Origin of the sequence: Streptomyces sp. NPDC088354 (genome assembly GCF_044753585.1) — a bacterium.
Classification (GTDB): Bacteria; Actinomycetota; Actinomycetes; order Streptomycetales; family Streptomycetaceae; genus Actinacidiphila.
The window spans coordinates 43,188-65,398 of record NZ_JBIVNJ010000041.1 but is presented as its reverse complement, the minus strand read 5'-3'; the positions used below and the strand labels follow the sequence as shown (position 1 = coordinate 65,398).

Here is a 22,211-nt window from a genome sequence, read left to right as displayed (position 1 = left end):
TCGGCCCGCCACACGGTGCCCATCCCGCCACGGCCTATCCGCTCGACAAGCCGGTACCGCCCAGCCACCAAGCGTCCGAGGTCCGACATCGCGCGATACTCCTTGATTCTCCGTTGACGGATCTCGTGGGTTGACGGGCCGTCACGACAGTGCGGTGACCCGCGCCTCCGTACGGCCTCCGCCGGAGCGCAGGACGATGTCGTAGAGGTAGGTGTCGCCGTCGCGGGGGCCCAGGGCGGCCCGCGCCCCGGGGCGCAGGAGGCGGGAGACGGTCTCGTGCCGTACGCCCGGTGCCGAGCCGCTGATCCCGACCAGCCGCAGGTCGGTGCGCCCGGTGTTCTGGAGCGTCACGGTGCGGGTCCGCGGGCACGGGGCGGTGCGGGTGCCCGCCGGGCACAGGAAGCGCACGTCGCCGAAGCTCGCCAGGCCGCAGGAGACATCGGTGGCGTAGCCGATGTCCGACGAGCAGACGGCGCCGACCCGCAGATCGCTCGGGAGCGTGGCGCCGTCGTCCCCGGACCGGTGCGCGGCGCCGCTCCGCGGCTGCGCGAGGACGAATACGCCGAGAACCGCCGTGGCGAACACGGCGGACACGAGTGCATTCCGCACGGGTTGCTCCAGGGTTCGCGGGCCGTGAAAGAATCCGCGCATTGTGCCCCTGGCCGGAGTCGGGACAGCCTTTCTCACGAGGAAGACGGCTTTCACCGGAGAACGGCACGTACCTTCAGGAGCGGCACACATCTTCCGTCCCGTGAAACACAGGCTCCGGACCCGCCTGTGAAATCACCGCACATCAGTGGCTCCTTGACGCTGCCGGTCCGGACACGGCCCCATGCCCAGGCCGCGGGACGAACCGGCCTCCTCGTTCGGGGAATTGACGACAACCCGCTCGAGGTTAGCCGTCCCCGTCCGCCCGACATAGAATCGGGGCGCCATTTTCCCGCGCCGTCGCGCACCGGAAGCGGCATGCTTGATCCATGGCCGGGCGGGCCATCCGTTCGCGCCGTCCGTCCGGGCGGACGGAAACCCCGAAAGGGCCCCGCCCGTTCGCGAATCGGAGCTCGGCGAACCGGGAATCCCCGCCGGGGAAAAGGATCGTGCGGCCGGGGGTGCCGCCCCGCCCGCCGCAGGAGATCGCCTCCCTCACGGCCGGTCGAAGGTGGCGGGCACCGGCAGCGAGGACCATCGCGACAGGGGCCAGGCGACGACGAAGGCCCGGCCGATCACGTCGTCGACGGGCACGAAACCGCCGCCCGGTTCCTCGACATGGGCGCGGGAGTCCCTGGAGCTGTCGCGGTGGTCGCCCATGACCCACAGGTGGTCCTTCGGGACCTTGACCGTGCCGACCGGGAGGTCGTCGCAGGGTGTGGCGCCGGGGTAGACGTAGGGCTCGTTCAGGGGCCTGCCGTTGACCTCGACGGGTTCGCCGCGTTCGCACGTCACGGTGTCGCCGCCGACCGCGATCACACGCTTGATCAGGTCCTGCTCGTCGGCCGAGGGCATCAGGCCGACGAAGGCCAGGGCCTTGCTGATCACGTTCGGCGAGGCACCGCCGTCCTGTGCGGGCTGGTCGTCCAGCCAGCCGCCGGGATCCCGGAAGACCACGACCTCGCCGCGCTGCGGTTCCGCGCCGAACCACGGGGTGAACTTGTCCACCAGGACCCGGTCGCCGACCTGGAGGGTGTTCTGCATCGAACCCGAGGGGATGGAGAAGGCCTGGACGAAGAACGTCTTGATGCCCAGGGCCACGACCAGCGCCACCACGATCAGGATCGGCAGCTCCTGCCACCAGGGCCACTGCTTGCCCACCTTGCGGACCTTGCGGGGCCGCTCGGGTCGCGCTCCCGCCAGGGCGGTGCCACCGGTCCCCGCGGTGCCGGTGCGGTCGTCGTCCCCGACGGTCATGGGTGCTCCTTCGTGGTGCCTGCGCGCGTTGCGGTACCCGTGGCACGCGTCGTGCGTTCCTGAACAGCGGTGAACCCGCCGTGCGACGCTCAGTCTGCCGCCAGGAGGTGGGCGGGGGCGATGCGGGAGTGGGCCCGGATGGGGAAGGCAAGGGCGGCGCTGACGAGGGCGACGGCGGCGAGGGTGGCCAGGAGGGCTGCGCCGGCGACCGTGAGCAGGTGTCCTTGCAGTACCCCGCTGCCGATCGCCAGGACGGCGGCGAGTCCCGCGAGGGCTCCGGTGAGGCCGCCCAGGAGAGCGAGGAGGATGCCTTCGTGGACGGTGAGGCGGGCGAGTTCGCGGGTGGTCCATCCGGTGGCGCGCAGGACGGCGAGGTCGGCGGCGCGCTCGCGTTGGGACAGGACCAGCACGTCGACGGCGCCCGCCGCGCCGAGCAGCAGGGACAGGGCGACGCTGAGGTAGTCGGCGGTGCGCGCCTGGGCGACGACGGCGTTGCCGAGCAGGGAGCCGGCGACTTCGCCGCGGAAGGCGAGGGTCAGGGCGAGCAGCACGGTGAAGGCCGCGACGCCGAGGGCGAGTCCGGCGGCGCCGAGCAGGGTACGGCCGGGGACGCGGAGCAGATTGCGTGCGGCGAGGCCGAGGACGCTGCGGACGGGTGCGGCCCGGCCGCCGGTGGTGACGGGGGGCCGGATGGCGTCGATGGGTCGCAGACGGGTGGCCCGCCAGGCGGGGACGGCACCGGCGGTGAGGGCGAGCAGCAGGGCGACGGGCAGGACGAGGGCGGCTTTCGCGGCCGCGTCGGACAGGCCGAGCAGCGAGCCCAGGAGGTAGGCGAGCAGCGCGCCTGCGGTGCCCGCGGCGAGGCCGATGACCGCCAGTTCACCGAGGACGAGGCGGAGGATGTCCCGTGATGTCCAGCCCACGCAGCGCAGGGTGCCGATCTCGGTGCGGCGGGAGCGCACCGAGGCGAGCGCGGCCTGCGCGAGGAACAGTCCGCACACCACCAGCACCAGGACGAAGAGCACCGCGCTCTTGGTGTCGACGGCCTTCAGAATGCGCAGGGCCACGCCCCTGGCGGTCCAGTACTCGCGGACGTTCACGCCCGACAGCGCGATGGTCTGCGGCGCCGGGGAACTGCCGATGGTGATGTCGACCTGCAGCCCGGGGTACGCGGTGCGGATCCGCCCGGCCACCGCGTTGACGCGTGCCTGGGAGGCGGCGTCGACGCCGGTGACGCCGGCCACCCGGATACGGATGGCGCTGACGGGTGCCTTGTCCTGCAACGACGGCAGCCGGCGGCTCTTGGTGAGCACGGAGATCGAGTCGATCGTGGTGAGCATGGTGGGCGGCGCGGCGAGGTAGCCGCCGAGGTTCCGGTCGGGAGCCAGGGGCCGGTCGTGCAGGGCGGCCCGTGCGGCCGCGTCGGCGCCGGTGACCTGCGGGGAACGGTAGGTCTCCAACGGCACCTGCGTCAGCGAGGAGAAGCCGGGCAACTTGGTGGCGTCGTAACGCCCGACGGGGGTGAGATAGGGGATCGGGGTCCGCCCGGAGTCCTGGTGGCCGCAGGTCTGCGTGCCCCAGCAGGCGGTGCCCGGGTGGCTGGTGACCTTGCGGAACTGGATCCCGGTGTTCTCCTCGGGCACCATCTCGATGAACTGCCCGTCCGAGTTGGTCCGCCAGAGCTCGGGCGACTGGTCCGCGCGGGCGCGTGGGGCCAGGCCGTGGTCGGTGCGGTCGTAATCGACGGGGCCGACCGTCCAGTAACTGTCCGAGCGGATCTGGTCGGTGCTGTCCGGGAATGCCTCGGCGAGGTCGGCGCTGATGTGTCCGACGGGCGTTCCGCGCAGGCCGTTGACGAAGTCGTGGGCGGCGGTGCTGCCGAGCTTCTCGGGCAGAGCCAGGGGGTTGCCGGTGTCCAGCCGCTCAACGGTGGCGTGCACGGTACCAGCGGTGAGCGACCGGTCGTTGAGCACGACCGGGACCTTCCAGTACGGCTTGTCCGACCAGCCCTCCTTTCGGTTCCAGACGGGCTTGTCCCGGTCGGTGAGCATCCGGCCCTGGGTGATCGCCCGGCCCAGCCCCACCAGTTGGTTCTCGGCGGTGGGGTCCACCGCCGACAGCAGCACCGGGTAGGTGACCGGGAACTCGGCCGTCGCCTTGTCGTGGCCCGACCGGCACGTCAGCCACGCGTTCATGTCAGGGTCGAACGGCGACTCCTCGCGGCGGTCCTCCCGGATGAAATTGGGCTGCAGCGGCTCGTAGCCCCCGTCGTCGGCATGCTGAATGTGCAGGTCGGTCTTGTTGGAGTTGTAGTACCAGCAGACGTAGTAGGTCTTGGTGCCCACATGCTCCTGCACCATCCCGGGGAACAGGGCGTCGGGCAGCTTGGTGGGCGGTCGGATGGGGTTGCGGGTCAGGTAGACGTACTGGTCGGCGGCTCGATACGTGCCCAGTCCCGCGGTCAGGGTCGGTTTGATCCGCAGTATCTGGGCGGGTGCCTTGCTGTCCAGGAAGTCGGACACATCGATCTTCATGGTGCCCTGCACCATGAGGTAGCCCAGGTTGGCGACCGGTGCGGCGATCTGCACCCCGGGCATGTCCTTGATCGCGCCGTACTGGCCGAGCGTGATGCCGCCGAAGATCCCGGACAGGAAGTTGGCCTCGACCAGGCCGTCGGCCCGCTCGATGGCGGTCTGGCTGCCGCGGGGGCGGACGAGGACGTCGTAGGCGGAGCGGGCGTTCTTCCGGACGGTGTCGGTGGTGCGGGCCTGACTTGTCGTCACCGTCGAGGTGAGCAGGGTGAAGCTGGTGGCAGCCACCAGGATGCCGGCGGCCAGCGCCAGCGCGCGGCCCCGGTGCCTGCTCAGCTGGGAGAGGATCATGGCTATCACGGACGCAGGCCCCCGAGCCGGTCGAGGACGTCGTCGGCCGGCGTCACCTGCTCGTCGGAGGTGATCCGGCCGTCCTGCAGCCGCACGATGCGGTCGCAGTTCGCGGCGACCTCGGCGTCGTGGGTGGCGATCAGCATCGTCGTGCCGTACTGCTCGCTCAGTGACAGCAGCAGGTCGATGATCTCCCGCCCGGTGGAACTGTCGAGGTTGCCGGTCGGCTCGTCCGCGAGCAGCAGCCCCGGGCGGTTGATCAACGCCCGGGCGACCGCGACGCGTTGCTGCTGTCCCCCGGAGAGCTGCGAGGGCAGCGCGTCGGCGCGTTGCGCCAGGCCGACGGCGTCCAGGAGTTCCATGGCGCGCTCCCGCCGGTCGAAGTCGACCCGGCGGGGCAGTACCGGCACCAGGACGTTGTCCAGCGCCGTCAGCGCGGGCAGCAGGTGGAAGCGCTGGAAGACGAACCCGATCCGGCGGCGGTGCGCGTCCAGCCGGGCCGGCGTCAGCTCGACACCGTCGACCTCCACCGTGCCGGAGTCCGGCCGGTCCATACCGCCGATCACGTGCAGAACGGTGGACTTGCCCGCACCTGACGGGCCGGTGAGCGCCACCGACACACCCTCGTCGATGACCAGGTCGACGCCGTCCAGCGCGGTGATCCCCGGATACCGGCGGGTCACCCCCCGCAAGGTCACACCCATGAACCCCTCCCACCCTCCCGCAGCGCTGCATTGCCGCAATGCAGCGGTACATTGTCACAATCCACAGGGGGTGTAAAATGCCACTGCACCACGCGGTGCTCGCGTTGCTGTCCGAAGGCCCGAGCCACGGCTACGAACTCAAAGGCCGCTTCGAGCAGGCCATCGGCCCCCAGTGGGGCGGCCTCAACATCGGCCACCTGTACCAGATCCTGGACCGCCTGGTCCGCGACGGCTACGTCACCAGGTCCCAAGTCGCCCAGTCCGACCGCCCCGACAAGACCCGCTACCACCTCACCCCCACCGGGCAGGGCGAGTTGCGGACCTGGGCGACGACCGCCTGGACGCGCACGGGCGGCTTCCGCGACGAACTCTTCCTCAAACTCTTCGGCGCGGCCTCCGTGGGCCCCGAGGCGCTGGACGCCCTCGTAGCGGCCCAGCGGCAGACCTATCTGTCCGAACTCGCCGGCCTCACACGCCAACGACGCAACCACGCGGACGACCCCCTGGTGGCCCTGCTCATCGACGCCGCCATCGCCCACACCAAAGCCGACCTCGAACTGATCGACAACGCCGTCGGCCGCCTCGCCGCGCTGGCCGACGCCCGGCCGGGCGTTCGTGCCGTCACATCACCGCTGGTGGACACCGTGGCAGAAGAGGGTCACAACCCCTCCATGTCCGCCTGAGTTTCTCCGCCGTCCGTGGCCGGCGTGTCCGCGGAACGGGACTCCGACGCCTGTCAGATGCCGGGGGTCAATTCCTGTTCGGCCCAGACGATCTTCCCCTCGCCCATGGTGTAACGGGTTCCGCGGCGCTGGGAGAGCCGGTTCACGAGGAGCAGCCCGCGGCCGTTCTCGTCGGTGACGCGGGCGTGGCGCAGGCGCGGAAGAGTGTTGCTCCTGTCGGAGACCTCACAGGTCACGAACGCGTCGCGAATGAGGCGGAGGCCGATCGGCCCTTTGCCGTGCCGTACGGCGTTGGTGACCAGTTCGCTCACGATGAGTTCGGTCGACGTCACCAGATGTTCCAGCCCCCATCTCGCCAGTTGCCGTGCGGACAGGAATCGGGCCTTGCTGACGGCGGCCGGGTCGGGAGGCAGGTCCCAGGAGGCGACCTGGCAGGAGCCGAGTCCGTGGGTCCGGGCCATGAGCAACGTGATGTCGTCGGCCGGCGGGTGCGCCGACAGGGCCTCGACGACGGCGGAGCACCGGTCGTCCAGCGGGAGGTCGTGCTGGGCCAGGACAGCGCGGAGACGGTCCGTCCCGGCGTCGATGTCCTGGGTTCGCGATTCGACCAGGCCGTCGGTGTACAGGGCGAGGACGCTGCCTTCCGGCACCTCCAGCTCGACGGCCTCGAATGAGGACAGCCCTACGCCGAGTGGGGTTCCGGGCGGGAGGTCGGGGAAGGTGATGCGGCCCTGCGGCTCGATGATCGCGGGCGGTGGGTGACCGGCCCGTGCCATGGTGCATCGTCTCGTCACCGGGTCGTAGATGACGTACAGGCAGGTGGCCCACAGGACTTGGGTCGCCAGTTCCTGGACGCCGTCCTCCCGGGTGAGACGGATGATCAGATCGTCGAGGTGGGTGAGCAGGTCGTCGGGGGGCAGATCCAGGTCGGCGAGGGCCCGTACGGCGGTGCGCAGTCTGCCCATCGTCGCGGCGGCTTCGATACCGTGCCCGACCACGTCGCCCACGACCAGTGCCACCCGGGCCCCCGACAGCGGGATCACGTCGAACCAGTCTCCGCCGACCCCCGCGTCGATGTCGGCCGGCAGGTAGTGCGAAGCCACGTCGACCGCGGATCCGCCGGTCAGATGGTGAGGGAGCAGGTTGCGCTGCAGGGCCAGCGCTATGGCACGTTCACGCGTGTACCGGTTGGCGTTCTTCAGGCCGACCGCGGCCCGCGCGACGAGTTCCTCCGCGAGGAGCAGGTCGCCGTCCTCGAACGGCGTCGGATTCTTCGAACGAGCGAAGGCCGCCACGCCCAGCGCCTCGCCGCGGGCGTGGATCGGCACGACCATGAAGGCGTGGATCCCGTACTTGCGGATCTTCTCGGCCCAGGCCATGCCCCGGTGGGGACGGCTGTCCGGCGGCAGCCTCAGGACCGTCCTGGACGGTCTGCCCGAGGACAGCACGAAGGCGTAGGTCGAGGTCGGCGGGACGGAGATCTCCTCCCCGGGCGCCCAGATCGCCTCCGGGGCCCCCTGGTTGACCGACGCCAGTCCGGCGCGGCGGAACGGGGGGATCGGGCTGTCCGCCGGCGCCGGGTAGAGCAGGGCGTCCTGACCCAGCCGGACCGGGTCGGCCAGGTCGACGATCGCGAAGTCCGCCAGGAGCGGCACCGCGATGTCGGCCAGTTCCTGCCCCGTCCGCGCGACGTCCAAGGTGGTGCCGACGCGGGCGGCGGCACCGTCGACGATCGCCAGGCGCTCCCGGGCCCGGTCCCTGTCGGCGATGCTCACCCACATGGCGCACAGAGCCGGCGGGCTGCCGTCGGGGCCGTCGAGGCGGAAGTACGAGGCCTCGAAGGGGCCGTACGCGCCGATCGACGAGAGCCATTCGGGATATTCGAGGTCGATGGCCGAGGTCCCGCTCCGCAGGACGTGCCGCATCGCCGTCTCCAGTGCGTCGGACTCCGTGCTGGGCCGTATGTCCGACAGGCGCCGGCCGAGCCGCGTCGCGGAGGGAATGCCGTCGACGAGCTCCGCGGTGCCGCTCACCCAGGTACAGCGGAGCTCGGCGTCGCGGATGCAGATCGCGACCGGTGCGCCGCCCAGGAGGGAGGACGGCCTCAGGCCCCTTGCCGCCGACGAGAGCACGGCGTCCGCCCGGGTCACCGTGACGAGCCAGCGGACGGCTCCATCGGGCCCGGACAGCCGGGAGAGCCGCAGCCCCACTTCGAGGGTGTGCCCGTCCATGTGGCGGAGCGCGACGGGGCCGGACCAGACGTCCGGGCCGGGGGAGCGCTGCACACGGGCGGATGCCGTCGTCCAGTCCGCGGCCGATGCCAGCATGCTTGCGGCCGGACGCCGCATCGCCTGCACCGGCGAGTAGCCGACCAGCCGCCGGGCCGGCTCGGTCCACCCGAACACCGCCCCTTCCTCGTCGATCACCGCCATCGGGGTGCAGACCACCTCGGAGACTTCCAGCAGTGTGGGGGGACGGTGTCCTTCGTTTGTGGTCATCGGAGAGGTCTCTCCTGACTGGGCATGTGCCTCAAAGGAGCCGTCGACGTGGGCCGCGCCGGGCAGCCCCTCCTTCCGTGCCGACGGCCTCGGACTCGGCTTTCGACCGCCTCGAGGTCCGAACGGTGAACGCTCCGTGCCAGTGTCCCCGCCTTCCGCGCCGCGCAGATCGGGATTTACCCGCAGATTCCGGCCGCCCCTGCGAGGCCGCCCCACGGCCCGGTTGCGGGTTTGCCGCAGAAGCGGCACGTGGGCCGGCACACCCTCGGCGGACGCGGGGGCCCACCCGCACGCCCTCCCGCACGGCCCCGCACGGCCTCGCGGCCCGGACCGCGTGACGCGGTCCGGGCGATCCACGGTGCAGCGGATGGCTTGATTCCGCCTCCGCGTGAACGGCACGAAAGGGGTGAAGAGGGGCGGAGTTCCCTCTACCAATTACCAATCAATCGTTAGATGGTCACGACATGAACACAACTCGCATAAAGTAGTTGCGGTAGTAGTACATATTTTGACAGGCTAAGGATGCTGCCGGACGGGCGGGGGCGGTGTGGGGACACCGTGCCGGTCGGCGGTTCAGGGGCTGGGAGGGGATTCCAAGTACCGGCGAGGTGTGCGTTTTGGCATGCCCTGACGGGCGCAGACACGCCTTTTCGGCTCGACATGCGTCATGTTCCGCGCGCGGTAATAACGTTGAGAAGGCCATTTAACGCAATGTCACATGCTGTTGTCGGCGGGCTGCCCGCCCACTCTTGGCGCACGACGAAGTCGGCGCGGCGAACCGCCGCGCAGGGGCGGGGAATTCCAATTTTCCGGAAGTCTTCCTTCCCGTCGGCGGCCTGTAACCCGGCCGTCTCCTTCACGCCAGGCGGATCGCCGGCGGGCTCCGGGGCGCGCCACCTGGGGGAGCCGGCATGAGTTCGCTGCAGCCCGCGTCGACGAGTGGGCACCACCGCGCGCAGCCGGTCGGCAGACGGCGCGCCGCCAAGGCGGGCGCGGCGCCGCTCGGACTCCTGCCGCAGCCGCCCACGGCCCTGGAGAAGTACGCGTTCGCCAGGCGCAACCTGTGGGTGCTGACCGTCAGCTCCGTGATCAGCTTCTGCTGCCTGGGCTACAGCCAGTACAAGCTGGCCCAGTCCAACCCGCTGCTGTGGCTCTACGCGCCCCCGCTGCTGTTCACCGTGGTCTACTACCTGATCTCGTTGCGGGTGAACGGGTTCTCCCGGGGCTTCGATCTCAAGCGCCACAAGCAGCTGGTCCGCGACTGGCGGCCGGAGGTCTACCCGTCCGTCGACGTGTTCCTGCCGGTGTGCGGCGAGCCCATCGAGGTGCTGCACAACACCTGGACGCATGTCCGGGCGCTGGCCGACCGCTACCCGGGTGTGTGTGTCCCGTTCGTGCTCGACGACGGCGCCAGCCCGGAGCTGGAGGCCATGGCCGCCGACTTCGGATTCCGGTACGGCACCCGCCCGAATCGCGGCTGGTTCAAGAAGGCCGGCAACCTGCACTTCGGCTTCGGGCAGTCCGACGGCAAGTACATCCTGATCCTCGACGCCGACTTCACCCCGCGCTCCGATCTCCTGGAGGAGATGCTCCCGTACATGGAGACGGACGAGCGGATCGGCATCGTCCAGTCGCCGCAGTTCTTCCGGGTGCTCGACTCGCAGAACTGGATCGAGCGGGGCGCGGGCGCGGTGCAGGAGCTGTTCTACCGCTCGGTCCAGGTCTCCCGGCAGAGCAGCGACGGCGCGATCTGCGTCGGCAGCTGCGCCATCTACCGGCGTGCGGCCCTGGAGACCAACGGCGGCACGACGCTCATCGAGCACTCCGAGGACGTGCACACCGGCTTCGACCTGCGCGGTCTGGGCTGGGACCTGCGCTACATCCCGATCGCGCTGTCGACCGGGGTGTGCCCGGACAACGCCGGAGCCTTCTTCAACCAGCAGTACCGCTGGTGCTCCGGCTCGATGAGCCTGCTGGGCAGCAAGAAGTTCTGGGACGCCAGGGTCAAGTTCTCCAGCCGGCTCTGCTACCTGTCGGGCTTCTTCTACTACATCCACACCGCGTTGTTCACCTTCGCGGCACCGATCATCCCGATCGTGCTGCTGCTGACCCTGCCGGACAAGCTCGAGGTGGACAACCTGCTCATGGTGCTGCCGAGCATCATCTACACCACCGTCATCTTCCCCATCTGGCACAAGTCCCCCTACCGCCTCGAAGCGTGGTCGGCCCGGCTGATGTACGGCTGGGCGCACTTCTTCGCGATCTGGGACATCCTGCGCAAGCAGCGGATGGGCTGGCAGCCCACCGGTTCCTCGGGGGCGAAGAAGAACAAGACCCGCCGGTTCTGGCTCGGCCTCCGTATCTGGAGCGGCGGCACCGCGGTGATCTGGGTGGGCGCCGCGGTCTGGCGGATGCTGGACGGCTACCCGCCGGACTTCGCCCTCGTCCTGTCCTCCGGCCTCTTCTACGCGCTCGTCGTCGGACGGGTCCTGGTCCAGCCGCGAAACGAGATGTCCGCATGAACCTGTTCCCTGTGTCCCTCCGCCGTGCGGCGGCCGGGGCTCTCCTGGTCTGCCTCACCGGCACCGGTTGCGTATCGGGCGCGACGCACTCCGGGTCGAACCGCGGTGCCGCACCGGAGTCCAGCGCCGTGAGCGAGGTGCCGGAGGTCACGTACGACACCACCGACCTGCTGAAGCCCGACAAGAAGTACTTCGGCGTCGCGGTCGACGGTGCCCCGGACTCCTTGACCCCGGTGGGGAAGTACGCCGATCTGGTCGGCAAGCAGCCCAACGTCGTCGCCTCCTACTCGGCGTGGGGCAACGACTTCAACATCGACGGGGCCCGGCGCGTGCTGGGCGCGGGCGCGATGCTCTACGTCTCCTGGGAGCCGTTCAAGCCGTCGCTCGCGAAGATCGCCGACGGATCGCAGGACGAGTACATCAGGCGTTACGCCTCCGAGGTGCGCAAGGGCAACGCACCGGTGGCGATCAGCTTCGGCCACGAGATGAACGGCCACTGGTACCCGTGGGGCACCAAGAACGCGACCCCCGCCCAGTTCGTGAAGGCGTGGCGGCACATCCACGACATCTTCCAGGACGAGGGCGCCACCAACGTCATCTGGGTGTGGAGTCCGAACGTCGTCAACCCGGTGCCCGACGTCGCGCTGAAGCCGTACTGGCCCGGCGACGCCTACGTCGACTGGGTCGGTGTGGTCGGGTACTGGACGGCCACGGGCGCGTCGACCTTCGACACCCTGTACGGGCCCACGACGAGCCAGGTCCGGAAGTTCACGAAGAAGCCGTTCTTCCTCTCCGAGACCGCCTCCGAACCGGGGCAACGCCGCCGGGCGGACATCCGCAGCCTCTTCGAGGGCATCGAGGCCCACGACGACGTGCTGGGCTTCGTCTGGTTCAACATCACCAAGCGCGCCGACTGGCGGCTCCAGGCGAGCCCGCTGGCCCTGGCGGAGTTCAAGCGGCTGGCCGCCGACGACAGGATCGGTTTCGAGGTGCCCCGCCAGTGAAGGACCAGGAGACCCACCACCACGACCAGTACGGCGACTGGCCGCCGGCCGACGGCCGGCACGAGGACACGGCCTGGCAGGACCCCGCGTCCTACCCGCGGTACCGGCCGCAGCAGTACGCGCAGCAGCCGTACGAACAGCCCTACCCGCAGCCGTACGAGCAGGTGGCGGCGCACGTCGTCACGGGCACGCAGACCCACCCGGCGGACGGGCGGGAGGCCGGGCCCGAGGCGCCGGCCGTCCCGGGCTACGTCGTGCCGGAGGTACCGGTGTCGGCCTGGTCGATCGACACCCGGCGCAGCACCTGGATCGGCCGGAGCCTGGTGCTGTGCGTCCTGCTGGTCCAGGCCGGCCTGTCGTTCCGGCTCGGCGGGCGTGCCTTCGCCGCCGAGGCGTACTACCTGGCCCCCGGTCACCACCGGATCGGCCACTCCGGCGTCTATCCGGTGGTGGCGAAGGCGGCGGACGCGGTGGGCGGCCTGGCCGCCGCCCGCTCGCTCAGCCTGCTGTTCATGCTGGGAGTCACCGCGCTGCTCTACGCGATGACGAGCCGGATGTTCAACGAGCGGGCCGGGCTGGCCGCTGCCGGGCTGTTCGCCGTGGTCGAGTCCACCGAACTCCTCGGGAGCCTCGCCACCGCGGACGCGATGGCGCTCTTCCTGATCGCCGCGGCGGCGTGGGCCCTGGTCCGTACCGGCCGGTCGCACCCCTCCCTGGCGCTGCTTGCCGCACCCTTTGCGGCCCTCGCTCCGGCGACCAAGTCCGTCGCCGTGCTGTACCTGCCGAGCCTGGTGGTGCTCGCCGTGCTGTCGGCCTACCCCTACCGGGGTGCGCGGGCCTTCCTGCGGGGCCTGTTCTTCGGTGCCGGGACGCTGCTCCTCCTCGGGGCGGCCGCGTACCTGTCCGGCGGGCTGGACGGCCTCACCTCCGCCACCACCGGGCGCGCGCACGGCACCGACCCGGCGCTGGACGTGCTGTGGCGCAGCGCGGAGTGGGGCGGCCTGGTGCTGCTGGTCGCGGTCGGCGGCGCCGTCGACTACGTACGCAGGTCGCGCATGGGGGAGATGCCCTGGGCGACGGGCGACACACCGGGGGCGGTCCGCCGCACCGCACTGGGCCTGCTGATGTGCGGCACCGCTCTGCTCGCCCCCGTTTGCCAGGCCTACCTGAACGACGACGTCTCGCTTTTCAAGCACGTCGGATTCGGCCTGCTGTTCGCCGCGCCCATGGCGGGGCTCGGTATCTCCCGGCTCGTGGGGGCGCACTTCCGCTATCCGCAACTCGGCATCATGGTCTGGGTCGGAGTGCTGGTCGTGGGCATGGCGCAGACCCAGACCCTCTACCGTCCGCCGGACTCCGGTCAGATGGTGAACACCCTGAGGAAGGTCGTCGGCAAGGACGGCCGGTACCTCGCCGAGCAGGCAGAGATCCCCGCCTACTACTTGGCCGACTCGACGCGCCGGGATCAGTGGCACGGCACGCGCGACATCGACTTCACCGACAAGAGCGGCGAGCACCACACCGGCCCCGACGGCTTCCGCAGGGCCGTGCGGGCGGGGTGGTTCGACGCGATCGTGCTCAACGGCGACGTCACCCCTGGGACCGACAAGGCGATCACCGACGCGCTGCACGGCAACTCCGGTTACCGGCTGCTGGCCGTCCTGCCGTCCACCGACGCCTATGGGTCGACCACCTACCGGATCTGGGTGAAACGATGACCGTCACCGAACCGACCCACGGACCCGCGCCCGTCGCGGCCGACGAGGAACCGGTCTCCCGGCGGCGCGGCCGGTCGAACGGCGGCGCCGGCCGGGTGGCCACCGCCCTGCTCTTCCTGGTGCCCGCGGCGCTCACCCTCGCCTCCTCCCTGAACGGCATCGGCGACCGGCAGATGTGGCGTGACGAGCACGCCACCTGGTGGGCGGCCACGCTCTCCCTCGGCGACCTGTCCCAGCTGATCCGGAACATCGACGTCGTCTTCGCCCCGTACTACTTCCTGATGCACCTGTGGGTCTCGTCGGCCGGGGACTCGCCGACCGCGCTGCGGGTGCCGGCGGCGTTCGCCATGGCCGCCGCGGCCGGCCTGCTCGCGCTCGTCGGGCGGCGGATGTTCACCACGGGGACCGGGCTGCTGGCCGGCCTGGTCTTCGCGGCGGTGCCCTCGGTCACCGAGTACGGGCAGCAGGCGCGGCCCTACGCCTTCGCGGTCGCGTTCACGCTGCTGTCCACGCTGGTCCTGCTGCGCGCACTCGACCGGCCGAGCCTCAAGGGCTGGACGCTGTACGCCGCGACGATTCCGCTGATCGGGTTCAGCCACCTGGTCTCGCTGTCGGTGCTCGCCGGCCATCTGGGCATGGTGGTCATGGCCAGGCGCAAGGGCGACCGCATCGCCCACTGGGCTTTCGCCGCGGCCGCGCTGACCGGCCTGTCCGTGGTGCTCCCGATGCTGGCGCAGGGCTCGAACCAGAGCGGGCAGATCGCCTGGAACAACCCCACGTTCCAGGACCTGGTCAACCATCCGCAGAAGTTGTTCGGCTCCTGGGTGACCGGCGGGGCGGTGATGGCGCTCGGGGTGGTCGGCCTGCTGGTGGTGCGCAAGTACGCCGTGCTGCTGGCGCCCTGGGTGGTGCTGCCTCCGGTCGTCACCTACCTCACGGCGGCGCAGCTGCACCTGTTCCTGCCGCGGTATCTGCTCTTCACCGTGCCCGCCTGGGTGCTTCTGGCGAGCGCCGCCGTCACCCGGCTGTCCGGGCCGCTGACCGACGCGGTCCGTACCGGCACGGCCCGGCGGGTGTTCGGCGGGGTCCTGGTGGCGGTGGCGGCAGCCGTGTTCGCCTGGCAGGCACAGCCCGGTCTGGCGCTCGCCCGGCAGAACGACCCGGCAGAGCCGGACTACCGGGGCGCGCACCGCCTGGTGGCCCAGGGGTTCGAGCGGGGTGACGGAATCGCCTTCTCGGGGCAGAAATCGGAACGCCGGGCGATGGCCTTCGAATTCCGGCACGCCGGGGCGGCCGACCGGCCCAAGGATGTGCTGATGTGGCGGACGCCGCAGCAGATGGGCAACTTCGGCGCTCTGGAATGTCCGGACCCCGCCAAGTGCCTGGCGAAGACGGACCGGTTGTGGGTGGTCTCCACCTCTGCGCTGGGCACCCCGTTCGCCGACATGCCGCAGAAGACGGCCGTCGTGCTCTCGACCCGGTTCAAGGTGGCGAAGACCAGTTCCCTGCCCAACGTTCGCGTCCTGTTGCTGAAACGCGTCCGGTAGCCACCCGCGACACACCGAAGAGCACCGCGGTCACACGGATCACCTCTTCGAACCCCGTACCCGGACGGTCACCAGGCGCGCCGCGACGCGCGCCGGGTGGCCGCCCGCCCGAAATCCGCGCGCTGGGCCGTCCGGCCCGGCTCCCGCCGGCGCGGCGACCAAGGAGATGCCATGAACCACCCGTTCCCGGAGTCTCTCCCCGTCACCTGGGGGGACGTACCGGTCACGGTTGTCATGCCGACGTACAACGAGGCAGCGAACCTGGAGTGGATGGCCGACATCGTGATGCGGCTGCCGCTTCCCGGCCTTCATCTGAAGATCGTGGACGACTCCAGCCCTGACGGCACGGGCGCACTCGCCGAGCAACTCGCGGACAAATACAACGAGTTCAGTCCGCGTCCGCGCATGAGTGTACTGCACCGGACCACCAAGGACGGCCTGGGCAGGGCCTACACCGCGGGCATGCTGGCCGCGCTGGACGAGGGTGCGCAGTTCGTGGTGCAGATGGACGCGGACGGCAGTCACCCGGCCCATGTCATCCCGCAGATGCTGGGCACCGCGCTGGCCACCGGAGCGGGCTTCGTCGTCGGCAGCAGGTACGTGGACGGCGGCTCCCTGGACGAGGAGTGGGGGAAGCACCGCCAGTTGCTGTCGCGCTTCGCCAACCGCTACGCGCGGACCATCCTCGACACCAAGATCCGCGACATCACCGCCGGCTTCAATCTCTGGCGGGCCGAGACGCTGCGCGACGTCGACCTGCGGACGCTGGACAGCGCGGGCTACAGCTTCCAGGTGGAGCTGAAGTTCCTCGCGGCGCGAAGCGGTCACAGCGGCGTGGAGATCCCGATCCGCTTCGAGGAGCGCACCGAGGGCGTCTCCAAGATGAACCTCGCCACGCAGATCGAGTCGGCGCTGGTTCCGCTGCGTCTGCGGCTGCGCAACCGCCGGGGCTGAACCGCCCCCACGAGCACCACCAGGCATCACGAGACCGCGAACGAAACGGACAGGACTTCACCATGAGCGGACGGCACGCGGTTCCTTCGCGGCTGGGCGGGCTGTACCGCGAGGTGGCGAAGTTCGGAGTGGTGGGCATCTCGGGGTTCGTGGTCAACCTGGCGATCTTCAACCTGATCAGGAACCTCGCGCAGTGGCAGACCGTACGGGCGAGTGTCCTCGCCACGGCCTGCGCCATCATGACCAACTATCTGGGGCTGCGGTACTTCACGTACCGGGACCGCGGCCAGGAGAGCCGCAGCAGCCGGCGGCGGGAGCTCGGCCTCTTCGCCTTCTTCAGCGCGGTCGGCCTGGTGATCGAGAACGCCGTGCTCTACGCGACCACGTACGGCTTCGGCTGGGACGGCACCCTCGCCAACAACGTCTGGAAGTTCGTCGGCATCGGCATCGCGACCCTCTTCCGGTTCTGGTCGTACCGGACATGGGTCTTCGGGACCTCCGGAGGCGAGCCGGTCCCGACCGCCGACGCCCCCGGTGGCGAGGCGCCGGTCCACCACGTCCCGCCGGCCGTGCCCGCCGACCCCTTCCTGACCGTTTCCTGGGAGAAGACATGACCGACCCGGCGCCCCTCGTGAAGGGTCGTCCCGCCGGCGGACCGACGGCCGTACGTGCGGGGGTGTGGACGCCGTGAGCGAAGCCATCCTCCTCGTCGGCGGCAAGGGCACCCGGCTGCACCCGCTCTGCACCTACACCCCCAAACCGCTGCTGCTCGTCGCCGGGGTGCCGTTGCTGACCCATCAGCTGGCCCGCGCCGCGGCGGCGGGGGTGACCCGGGTCGTCTTCGCCACGTCCTACCTGGCCGAGCTCTTCGAGCGGGAGTACGGCGACGGTTCCGGGCTGGGCCTGGAGCTGGTCTACGTCACCGAGACCGAGCCCCTGGGCACCGGCGGTGCGATCCGCAACGCGGCGCGCCACCTGACCTGCGCGCCCGGCGAACCGGTGCTGGTCTTCAACGGCGACATCCTCGGCGGCCTGGACATCGCGGCCCTCAGGGACGGCCACCGCGCGTCCGGCGCGGACGTGACCCTGCACCTGACCCGGGTCGCGGACCCGCGGGCGTACGGGCTGGTCACCACCGACGCCCACGGCCGGGTCGAGGCGTTCCTGGAGAAGCCGGAACGGCCGGAGGACATCGTCACCGACCAGATCAACGCGGGCTGCTACGTCTTCACGCGCTCGGTCATCGACGGCATCCCCGAGGGCCGGGTCGTGTCCGTCGAACGTGAGACGTTTCCCGGTCTGCTGCAGACCGGCGCCCACGTGCGCGGGGTCGTCGACCGCACGTACTGGCTGGACCTCGGGACGCCGTCGGCCTTCGTCACCGGGTCTGCCGACCTGGTCCGCGGGCACGTGGACTCACCCGCGCTGCCCGGCCCGCCGGGCGACGCACTCGTCCTGCCGGGGGCGCGAGTCGACCCGCTGGCGGTGCTCTCGGCAGGCACGACGGTGTGCGAGGGCGCCGTGGTGGACGCCGGGGCCGTCATCGAGGGCAGCGTCGTCCTGCCCGGGGCGCACATCCATGGCACGGCACTGGTCCGGCGGTCGGTCGTGGGACGCGATGCGGTGGTCGGCGAGGGCACCAGCGTCGTCGACGCGGTAATCGGCGACCACGCCCACGTCGGACCGCACAACGAGCTTCCGGCGGGGGTGCGGCTCGACTGCGGCGTCCGTCTGCCCGAGCGGGCGGTCCGCGTCTCCGCGCCCACGTACGCGTTCTGACACCGAGGCGCGACCCGTGTGCGGCGGTCGGCGCCGGACGCCCGCGCCGACCGGAGCGGCGCCGCGGGCGGGTGTCCAGCGGCAACGGGGCCTTCGCGGAGGCCGCGCAGTCGTACGCACATCGCGAACGGACCGTTGTCGTGCGCCGTTCACGGGCGGGCCGGGCCGACCTGAGCCCATGTCCGCCGTGCGGAATCCCCTTCCCGCGCAGGCCGGGACCGCTTCCCTTCGTGGCATGCGCAGACCCTCCCCTTTGGCGCGGTCCCGCGCCCGCGGTGGGCGCGCCTGACGGGCCGTTCCCCGCCGAGGGCCGGAGCCCGGCGGCGGCCGCGAAGAGGGACGAGGGCAGCCCCGGTACGAGGTCAGTTGCGGAGGAAGTCCAGGGCCTGCCGCACGAACACCTCGTGGTACTGGAAGATGCCGCCGTGGCCGGAGTCGGGGTAGACGGCGAGCTTGGCGTCGGGGAGCAGCTGGGCGAGGCGGAGGGTGCCGGACGCCGTGGGCCACATCGTGTCGTTGTCGCCGTTGACGACGAGCGCGGGGTGCTTCACCGCTGCCAGGCCGGCCGGCGAGGTGTTCTGCTCCCACGTGGTGAGCGCGGTGAGCTGGGCGCCGATGGCCTCGTTGGAGATCGGGGTGTCGCGGTCGTCGGCGGTGCGCTGGTCCAGGCGGGCGAGGAAGGCGTCCGCGGCTGCCTGGCCGGCCGTCGACGGCTCGAAGAACAGGAAGTGCTTGGGGTGCTTGCCCTGCTCGGTGGCCTTCTGGATGGCCGCCTGGACGGTGGCGCCGGTGGCAGCCGGGCCTGGGGCGCCGGCGGGCGCGGTGGCGGCCAGGATGATCCGGCGGACGCGGTCGGGGTACTGCTGGGCGACGACCTGGGCGACGATGCCGCCCAGGGAGTAGCCGAACAGGTCGACCGCCTCCAGGCCGAGGGCGTCCAGGAAGGCGACGGTGTCGTCGGCCATCGCCTCGAAGGTGTCGGGGGTGGTCCCGCCGGAGCGGCCGACCCCGCGCAGGTCGACCAGGATGACGCGCCGCTCGGTTGCCAGGCCGTCGACGACGGCGGGGTCCCAGTCGTCCAGCACCGCGGTCACGTGGTGCAGGAGGACCAGCGGCACGCCCTCGTCCGTGCCCACCTCCCGGTAGGCGAACGGGGTCCCTGCGACATCAACGGTCCTGGTCGGAGCAGAAGTTGCGGTTACTGCGGACATGGCGGGGCCCTTCCCTCGTCATCGGTGCCGGCGGGGCTGCCGGGCATCCATAGGATAGCGCTCGTTATATAACGATCGCTACCCTATACATGGGGAAGAGCGAGCCGCACACGGCGGGAGCCGAAGGGAACCGGTATGAGGTACTCCAAAGACCACAAGGCGCACGCCAAGGCGGCCATCCTGCGGGAGGCCTCCGGCACGCTGAAGGAGAAGGGCTTCCACGCCGTCGGGGTCGACACACTGGCCGCCGCGGCCAACGTCACCTCGGGGGCCATCTACTCCAACTTCGCGGGCAAGGAAGGACTGCTCGAAGAGGTCGTCGCCGCCGAACTGGGCCTGCAGTTCGCCGGCATCGCCGACCCCGACCCCGCCGAACGACGCCGCCGGCTCGCCGGCGTACTCCACCTCTACCTCAGCGACGAGCACCGCACCGATCCCGCCACCGGCTGTGTGATGCCGTCCCTGAGCGCCGACGTCGCACGGGCCGGCGACTCCGTCCGCGAGACCTACCGCAGCCACATGGCCGACCTGGTCGCCATCCTGGCTCCCGCCATGCACGGCACGCCCGAAGAACAGGCCAAGCAGGCCTGGACCATGATCGCCTCCATCGTCGGCGCGGTCACCGTGGCCCGTGCGCTCCCCCCAGGCGCGGAGGCCCGGGCCGTCCTGGAGACCACCCTGGACACCCTCATGCGGACCCTCGCCGACGACCACTGAACCCGCTCCCGCGCGACCCGGCCCCGAACGGCACCGAAGACGCCGCCCGAGGCCGGAACGGAGCCCGGAAGCCGACCACGCCCCGTTGCCCCGCCACGGCGCCATCCTCTTGGCAGTACCCCGACGCCCCCGCCCATGACGGGACGTCACCGGCCACCGGTGCGCGGTCGCGCACACCCGCTTCACGGACCTCCACGCACCGACAGGTGCGCGCAGCGGCGATCAGAAATCGCGATGAAAAGTCGCGGGCACCGGCAGCGTTGCCCACCGGGGGATCGGCCAAGCCACGGTGAAAGCACGGCCGACCACATTCTTCACGGGGACGAACCCGCCGGTGGGACCGTTGACGTGAGCGCGGGAATCCCAGGAGTCGTCGCGATGGTCCCCCATCACCCACAGGTGGTCCTTGGGCACCTTGATCGTACCGACGGGATTGTCGTCACATGGGGTGGAACCCGGATAGATGTACGGCTCGTTCAGCGGGATTCCGTTGACTTTGAGCGGTTCCCCCCGATTGCACTCCACGGTGTCACCGCCGACCGCGATCACCCGCTTGATCAGATCTTTTTCTTCGACCGACGGCATGAGACCGATGAAGGTCAATCCCTTCCGCAGCCCTCGCAGGACGACATTGCTCTCCTTCGGAACTCCTTCGTCCAGCCAACCACCGGGATCGCGGAAGACCACCACCTCACCGCGCTGCGGTGTTGCTCCGAACCACGGCGTGAACTTGTCCACCAGGACCCGATCGCCTCTCTGCAGCGTATTCTGCATCGAATCGGAAGGGATCGAGAAGGCTTGCACAAAAAACGTCTTGATGAGGAACGACAGAAGGAGAGCAACGACGACCAGTACGGGTAGCTCCTGCCACCAACGGCGCCTCGCACCAGGCGCCTTGCCGGTGCTCCCAGGGTCCACGCTCTGCGCCGTCCTGCGCTCAGGCGTCACTTCTTCTTCGGCGCTCATGAGGTTTCTTTCCTTCTGAGGATATCCCGCTCGACAGCGAACGGACCCTAGCCGCACCGCAGTAGGGCTGACATAAGCAGAGCGCCGGAGCGCTGCGGCGAAATCACCCTCTGCCGTACACGGGAGCGGGCCGCCGTCATCACGACCGACGGGGTTCCGCACCCGCGGGCCACGACTGGCGGTGCCGAGCCGGGCTTTCATTCAGTGAAAGTTTTTTGCCGCCCCCTGGCCCGGAGGTAGCATACGGACGTTCGTATTCCCATTGCGGGCAGCTCCGGGATTCCCCGCAGGACATCGACGTGGCGGCGCTCCCACCCCGGCTCCGCGCTGCACTCTCCGGCTTGTGCGAGTGATACGTGGCGAGCGGCCAGGCCCGCGACAGACGAAAGAACCCTCCCTGATGAAAGACGGCAAGCGAATATTCGGGTATGTCGGGTGCGGCCACGTCGGTGAGCGCACGCTGCTGGAGATGGTGGCAGCCGCCGGAATCGATGTGGCCTACAGCGTCGTGGGTGATCACGAACCGTTCTCGGATCTGGAGCAGAGCTTTCCTGGTCGCCTCCGGATCGTCACTCCCGAGGAAGCCGCGGAGCAGGGGGACTGGCTGACCCTGCTGATGCCCTTCGAGGAACACCGGTTGCTTCGGGGGGACCTGGGATCCGGGAAGCCGGTCATCGACATGACGAACCTGTATACGCGTCACCTGACAGGCGGCACCGGGACCGAGGGTCCCTCCACGACGAGCAGTGAAATCATCCAGCGGCATTTCCGGGAGGCCAACGTCGTCAAGGCGATCAACAACATCGACTACAAGCACTTCAGGGACCTCGCCCGGCCGCAGGCAGCGGACAGCAGAACTGCCCTCCCCCTCGCCGGGGACGACGAGTCGGCCAAGGCGGACGTCACGTGGCTGCTCGGACGTCTGGGCTTCGACGCAGTCGACGTGGGTCCGCTCAGCGAAGGATGGCGCTTCCAGCCGGGAATGCCGGCCTGCCACCTCCCCTACGGCGCGGGTGGTGCGGACGACGTCCGCCGGCAGCCGGCCGCTCCGGTGTCCGCGGCAGCGCTGAGGCAGATCCTGTGGGCCTCCACCTGCGCCCCCTGACGAAGCGCCCGTGCGT

Annotated in this window: 17 protein-coding genes; 10 read left to right on the top strand and 7 right to left on the bottom strand. The window is 70.4% G+C overall.

The features are described 5' to 3' along the window. Positions 1 to 141: 141 nt before the first annotated feature. From ACIP98_RS35680 to ACIP98_RS35665, 4 genes are all read right to left on the bottom strand, one after another. On the bottom strand, positions 142 to 609 hold the full coding sequence (locus tag ACIP98_RS35680) for a hypothetical protein (RefSeq protein WP_401980231.1): 468 nt from the start codon (positions 607 to 609) through the stop codon (positions 142 to 144). Between the two features lie 534 nt (positions 610 to 1,143). Further along, positions 1,144 to 1,905 carry a signal peptidase I gene (lepB, locus tag ACIP98_RS35675; RefSeq protein ID WP_401980230.1) on the bottom strand — a complete coding sequence of 254 codons (762 nt, stop codon included), beginning with the start codon at positions 1,903 to 1,905 and terminating at the stop codon, positions 1,144 to 1,146. Positions 1,906 to 1,994: 89 nt separating this feature from the next. Next, entirely contained in the window at positions 1,995 to 4,787 is a 2,793-nt protein-coding gene (locus ACIP98_RS35670; RefSeq protein ID WP_401980227.1) for an FtsX-like permease family protein, read from the bottom strand. A 5-nt stretch (positions 4,788 to 4,792) separates the two neighbouring features. Further along, positions 4,793 to 5,491 (bottom strand): ABC transporter ATP-binding protein, encoded by a 699-nt coding sequence (locus ACIP98_RS35665; RefSeq protein WP_401980225.1) that lies wholly within the window; start codon positions 5,489 to 5,491, stop codon positions 4,793 to 4,795. Between the two features lie 77 nt (positions 5,492 to 5,568). Between ACIP98_RS35665 and ACIP98_RS35660 the strand changes: the two genes are divergently transcribed. Next, positions 5,569 to 6,174 carry a PadR family transcriptional regulator gene (locus ACIP98_RS35660; RefSeq protein WP_401980222.1) on the top strand — a complete coding sequence of 202 codons (606 nt, stop codon included), beginning with the start codon at positions 5,569 to 5,571 and terminating at the stop codon, positions 6,172 to 6,174. Between the two features lie 53 nt (positions 6,175 to 6,227). On the opposite strand, the gene ACIP98_RS35655 is transcribed toward ACIP98_RS35660, so the two are convergent. Beyond that, positions 6,228 to 8,672, bottom strand: coding sequence for a SpoIIE family protein phosphatase (locus ACIP98_RS35655; RefSeq protein ID WP_401980220.1), 2,445 nt, complete (start codon positions 8,670 to 8,672; stop codon positions 6,228 to 6,230). 911 nt (positions 8,673 to 9,583) lie between these two features. Between ACIP98_RS35655 and ACIP98_RS35650 the strand changes: the two genes are divergently transcribed. The 7 genes from ACIP98_RS35650 (at position 9,584) to ACIP98_RS35620 (ending at position 18,196) form a co-directional block, all read left to right on the top strand. Then, positions 9,584 to 11,194, top strand: coding sequence for a glycosyltransferase family 2 protein (locus tag ACIP98_RS35650; RefSeq protein ID WP_319661773.1), 1,611 nt, complete (start codon positions 9,584 to 9,586; stop codon positions 11,192 to 11,194). Continuing rightward, positions 11,191 to 12,198, top strand: a complete 1,008-nt coding sequence (locus ACIP98_RS35645) for a glycoside hydrolase family 26 protein (protein ID WP_401980217.1) — start codon at positions 11,191 to 11,193, stop codon at positions 12,196 to 12,198. Before ACIP98_RS35650 ends, ACIP98_RS35645 begins: the two co-directional genes overlap by 4 nt. Beyond that, positions 12,195 to 13,916 carry a glycosyltransferase family 39 protein gene (locus ACIP98_RS35640; RefSeq protein ID WP_401980214.1) on the top strand — a complete coding sequence of 574 codons (1,722 nt, stop codon included), beginning with the start codon at positions 12,195 to 12,197 and terminating at the stop codon, positions 13,914 to 13,916. Before ACIP98_RS35645 ends, ACIP98_RS35640 begins: the two co-directional genes overlap by 4 nt. Next, the gene (locus ACIP98_RS35635) at positions 13,913 to 15,463 is read left to right on the top strand and encodes a glycosyltransferase family 39 protein (protein WP_401980211.1); all 1,551 of its coding nucleotides are present in this window, start codon (positions 13,913 to 13,915) and stop codon (positions 15,461 to 15,463) included. The genes ACIP98_RS35640 and ACIP98_RS35635 overlap by 4 nt, the downstream gene beginning before the upstream one ends. Before the next feature lie 171 nt (positions 15,464 to 15,634). Then, a complete protein-coding gene (locus ACIP98_RS35630; protein WP_319661777.1) occupies positions 15,635 to 16,417 on the top strand; it encodes a polyprenol monophosphomannose synthase in 783 nt (260 codons plus the stop codon). A gap of 62 nt (positions 16,418 to 16,479) precedes the next feature. After that, entirely contained in the window at positions 16,480 to 17,031 is a 552-nt protein-coding gene (locus ACIP98_RS35625) for a GtrA family protein (protein ID WP_401980209.1), read from the top strand. A gap of 73 nt (positions 17,032 to 17,104) precedes the next feature. Next, positions 17,105 to 18,196: a sugar phosphate nucleotidyltransferase gene (locus ACIP98_RS35620; RefSeq protein ID WP_401980206.1), complete on the top strand. Its 1,092-nt coding sequence runs from the start codon at positions 17,105 to 17,107 to the stop codon at positions 18,194 to 18,196. Between the two features lie 362 nt (positions 18,197 to 18,558). On the opposite strand, the gene ACIP98_RS35615 is transcribed toward ACIP98_RS35620, so the two are convergent. Then, the gene (locus tag ACIP98_RS35615) at positions 18,559 to 19,407 is read right to left on the bottom strand and encodes an alpha/beta hydrolase (RefSeq protein ID WP_319661780.1); all 849 of its coding nucleotides are present in this window, start codon (positions 19,405 to 19,407) and stop codon (positions 18,559 to 18,561) included. A gap of 135 nt (positions 19,408 to 19,542) precedes the next feature. Between ACIP98_RS35615 and ACIP98_RS35610 the strand changes: the two genes are divergently transcribed. Beyond that, positions 19,543 to 20,124, top strand: a complete 582-nt coding sequence (locus ACIP98_RS35610) for a TetR/AcrR family transcriptional regulator (protein WP_401980203.1) — start codon at positions 19,543 to 19,545, stop codon at positions 20,122 to 20,124. A gap of 222 nt (positions 20,125 to 20,346) precedes the next feature. On the opposite strand, the gene lepB (ACIP98_RS35605) is transcribed toward ACIP98_RS35610, so the two are convergent. Continuing rightward, positions 20,347 to 21,090, bottom strand: coding sequence for a signal peptidase I (gene lepB, locus ACIP98_RS35605; RefSeq protein ID WP_401980201.1), 744 nt, complete (start codon positions 21,088 to 21,090; stop codon positions 20,347 to 20,349). Between the two features lie 400 nt (positions 21,091 to 21,490). On the opposite strand from lepB (ACIP98_RS35605), the gene ACIP98_RS35600 reads away from it, so the two are divergent. Beyond that, a complete protein-coding gene (locus tag ACIP98_RS35600; RefSeq protein ID WP_319661783.1) occupies positions 21,491 to 22,195 on the top strand; it encodes an NAD(P)-binding domain-containing protein in 705 nt (234 codons plus the stop codon). The last annotated feature ends 16 nt before the right edge of the window (positions 22,196 to 22,211 follow it).

Coding starts and splice junctions, on each gene's coding strand:
- lepB (WP_401980230.1), bottom strand. CDS start 1,905: ATGACCGTCGGGGACGACGACCGCACCGGCACCGCGGGGACCGGTGGC.
- ACIP98_RS35670 (WP_401980227.1), bottom strand. CDS start 4,787: ATGATCCTCTCCCAGCTGAGCAGGCACCGGGGCCGCGCGCTGGCGCTG.
- ACIP98_RS35665 (WP_401980225.1), bottom strand. CDS start 5,491: ATGGGTGTGACCTTGCGGGGGGTGACCCGCCGGTATCCGGGGATCACC.
- ACIP98_RS35660 (WP_401980222.1), top strand. CDS start 5,569: ATGCCACTGCACCACGCGGTGCTCGCGTTGCTGTCCGAAGGCCCGAGC.
- ACIP98_RS35655 (WP_401980220.1), bottom strand. CDS start 8,672: ATGACCACAAACGAAGGACACCGTCCCCCCACACTGCTGGAAGTCTCC.
- ACIP98_RS35650 (WP_319661773.1), top strand. CDS start 9,584: ATGAGTTCGCTGCAGCCCGCGTCGACGAGTGGGCACCACCGCGCGCAG.
- ACIP98_RS35645 (WP_401980217.1), top strand. CDS start 11,191: ATGAACCTGTTCCCTGTGTCCCTCCGCCGTGCGGCGGCCGGGGCTCTC.
- ACIP98_RS35635 (WP_401980211.1), top strand. CDS start 13,913: ATGACCGTCACCGAACCGACCCACGGACCCGCGCCCGTCGCGGCCGAC.
- ACIP98_RS35630 (WP_319661777.1), top strand. CDS start 15,635: ATGAACCACCCGTTCCCGGAGTCTCTCCCCGTCACCTGGGGGGACGTA.
- ACIP98_RS35625 (WP_401980209.1), top strand. CDS start 16,480: ATGAGCGGACGGCACGCGGTTCCTTCGCGGCTGGGCGGGCTGTACCGC.
- ACIP98_RS35615 (WP_319661780.1), bottom strand. CDS start 19,407: ATGTCCGCAGTAACCGCAACTTCTGCTCCGACCAGGACCGTTGATGTC.
- ACIP98_RS35610 (WP_401980203.1), top strand. CDS start 19,543: ATGAGGTACTCCAAAGACCACAAGGCGCACGCCAAGGCGGCCATCCTG.
- lepB (WP_401980201.1), bottom strand. CDS start 21,090: ATGAGCGCCGAAGAAGAAGTGACGCCTGAGCGCAGGACGGCGCAGAGC.
- ACIP98_RS35600 (WP_319661783.1), top strand. CDS start 21,491: ATGAAAGACGGCAAGCGAATATTCGGGTATGTCGGGTGCGGCCACGTC.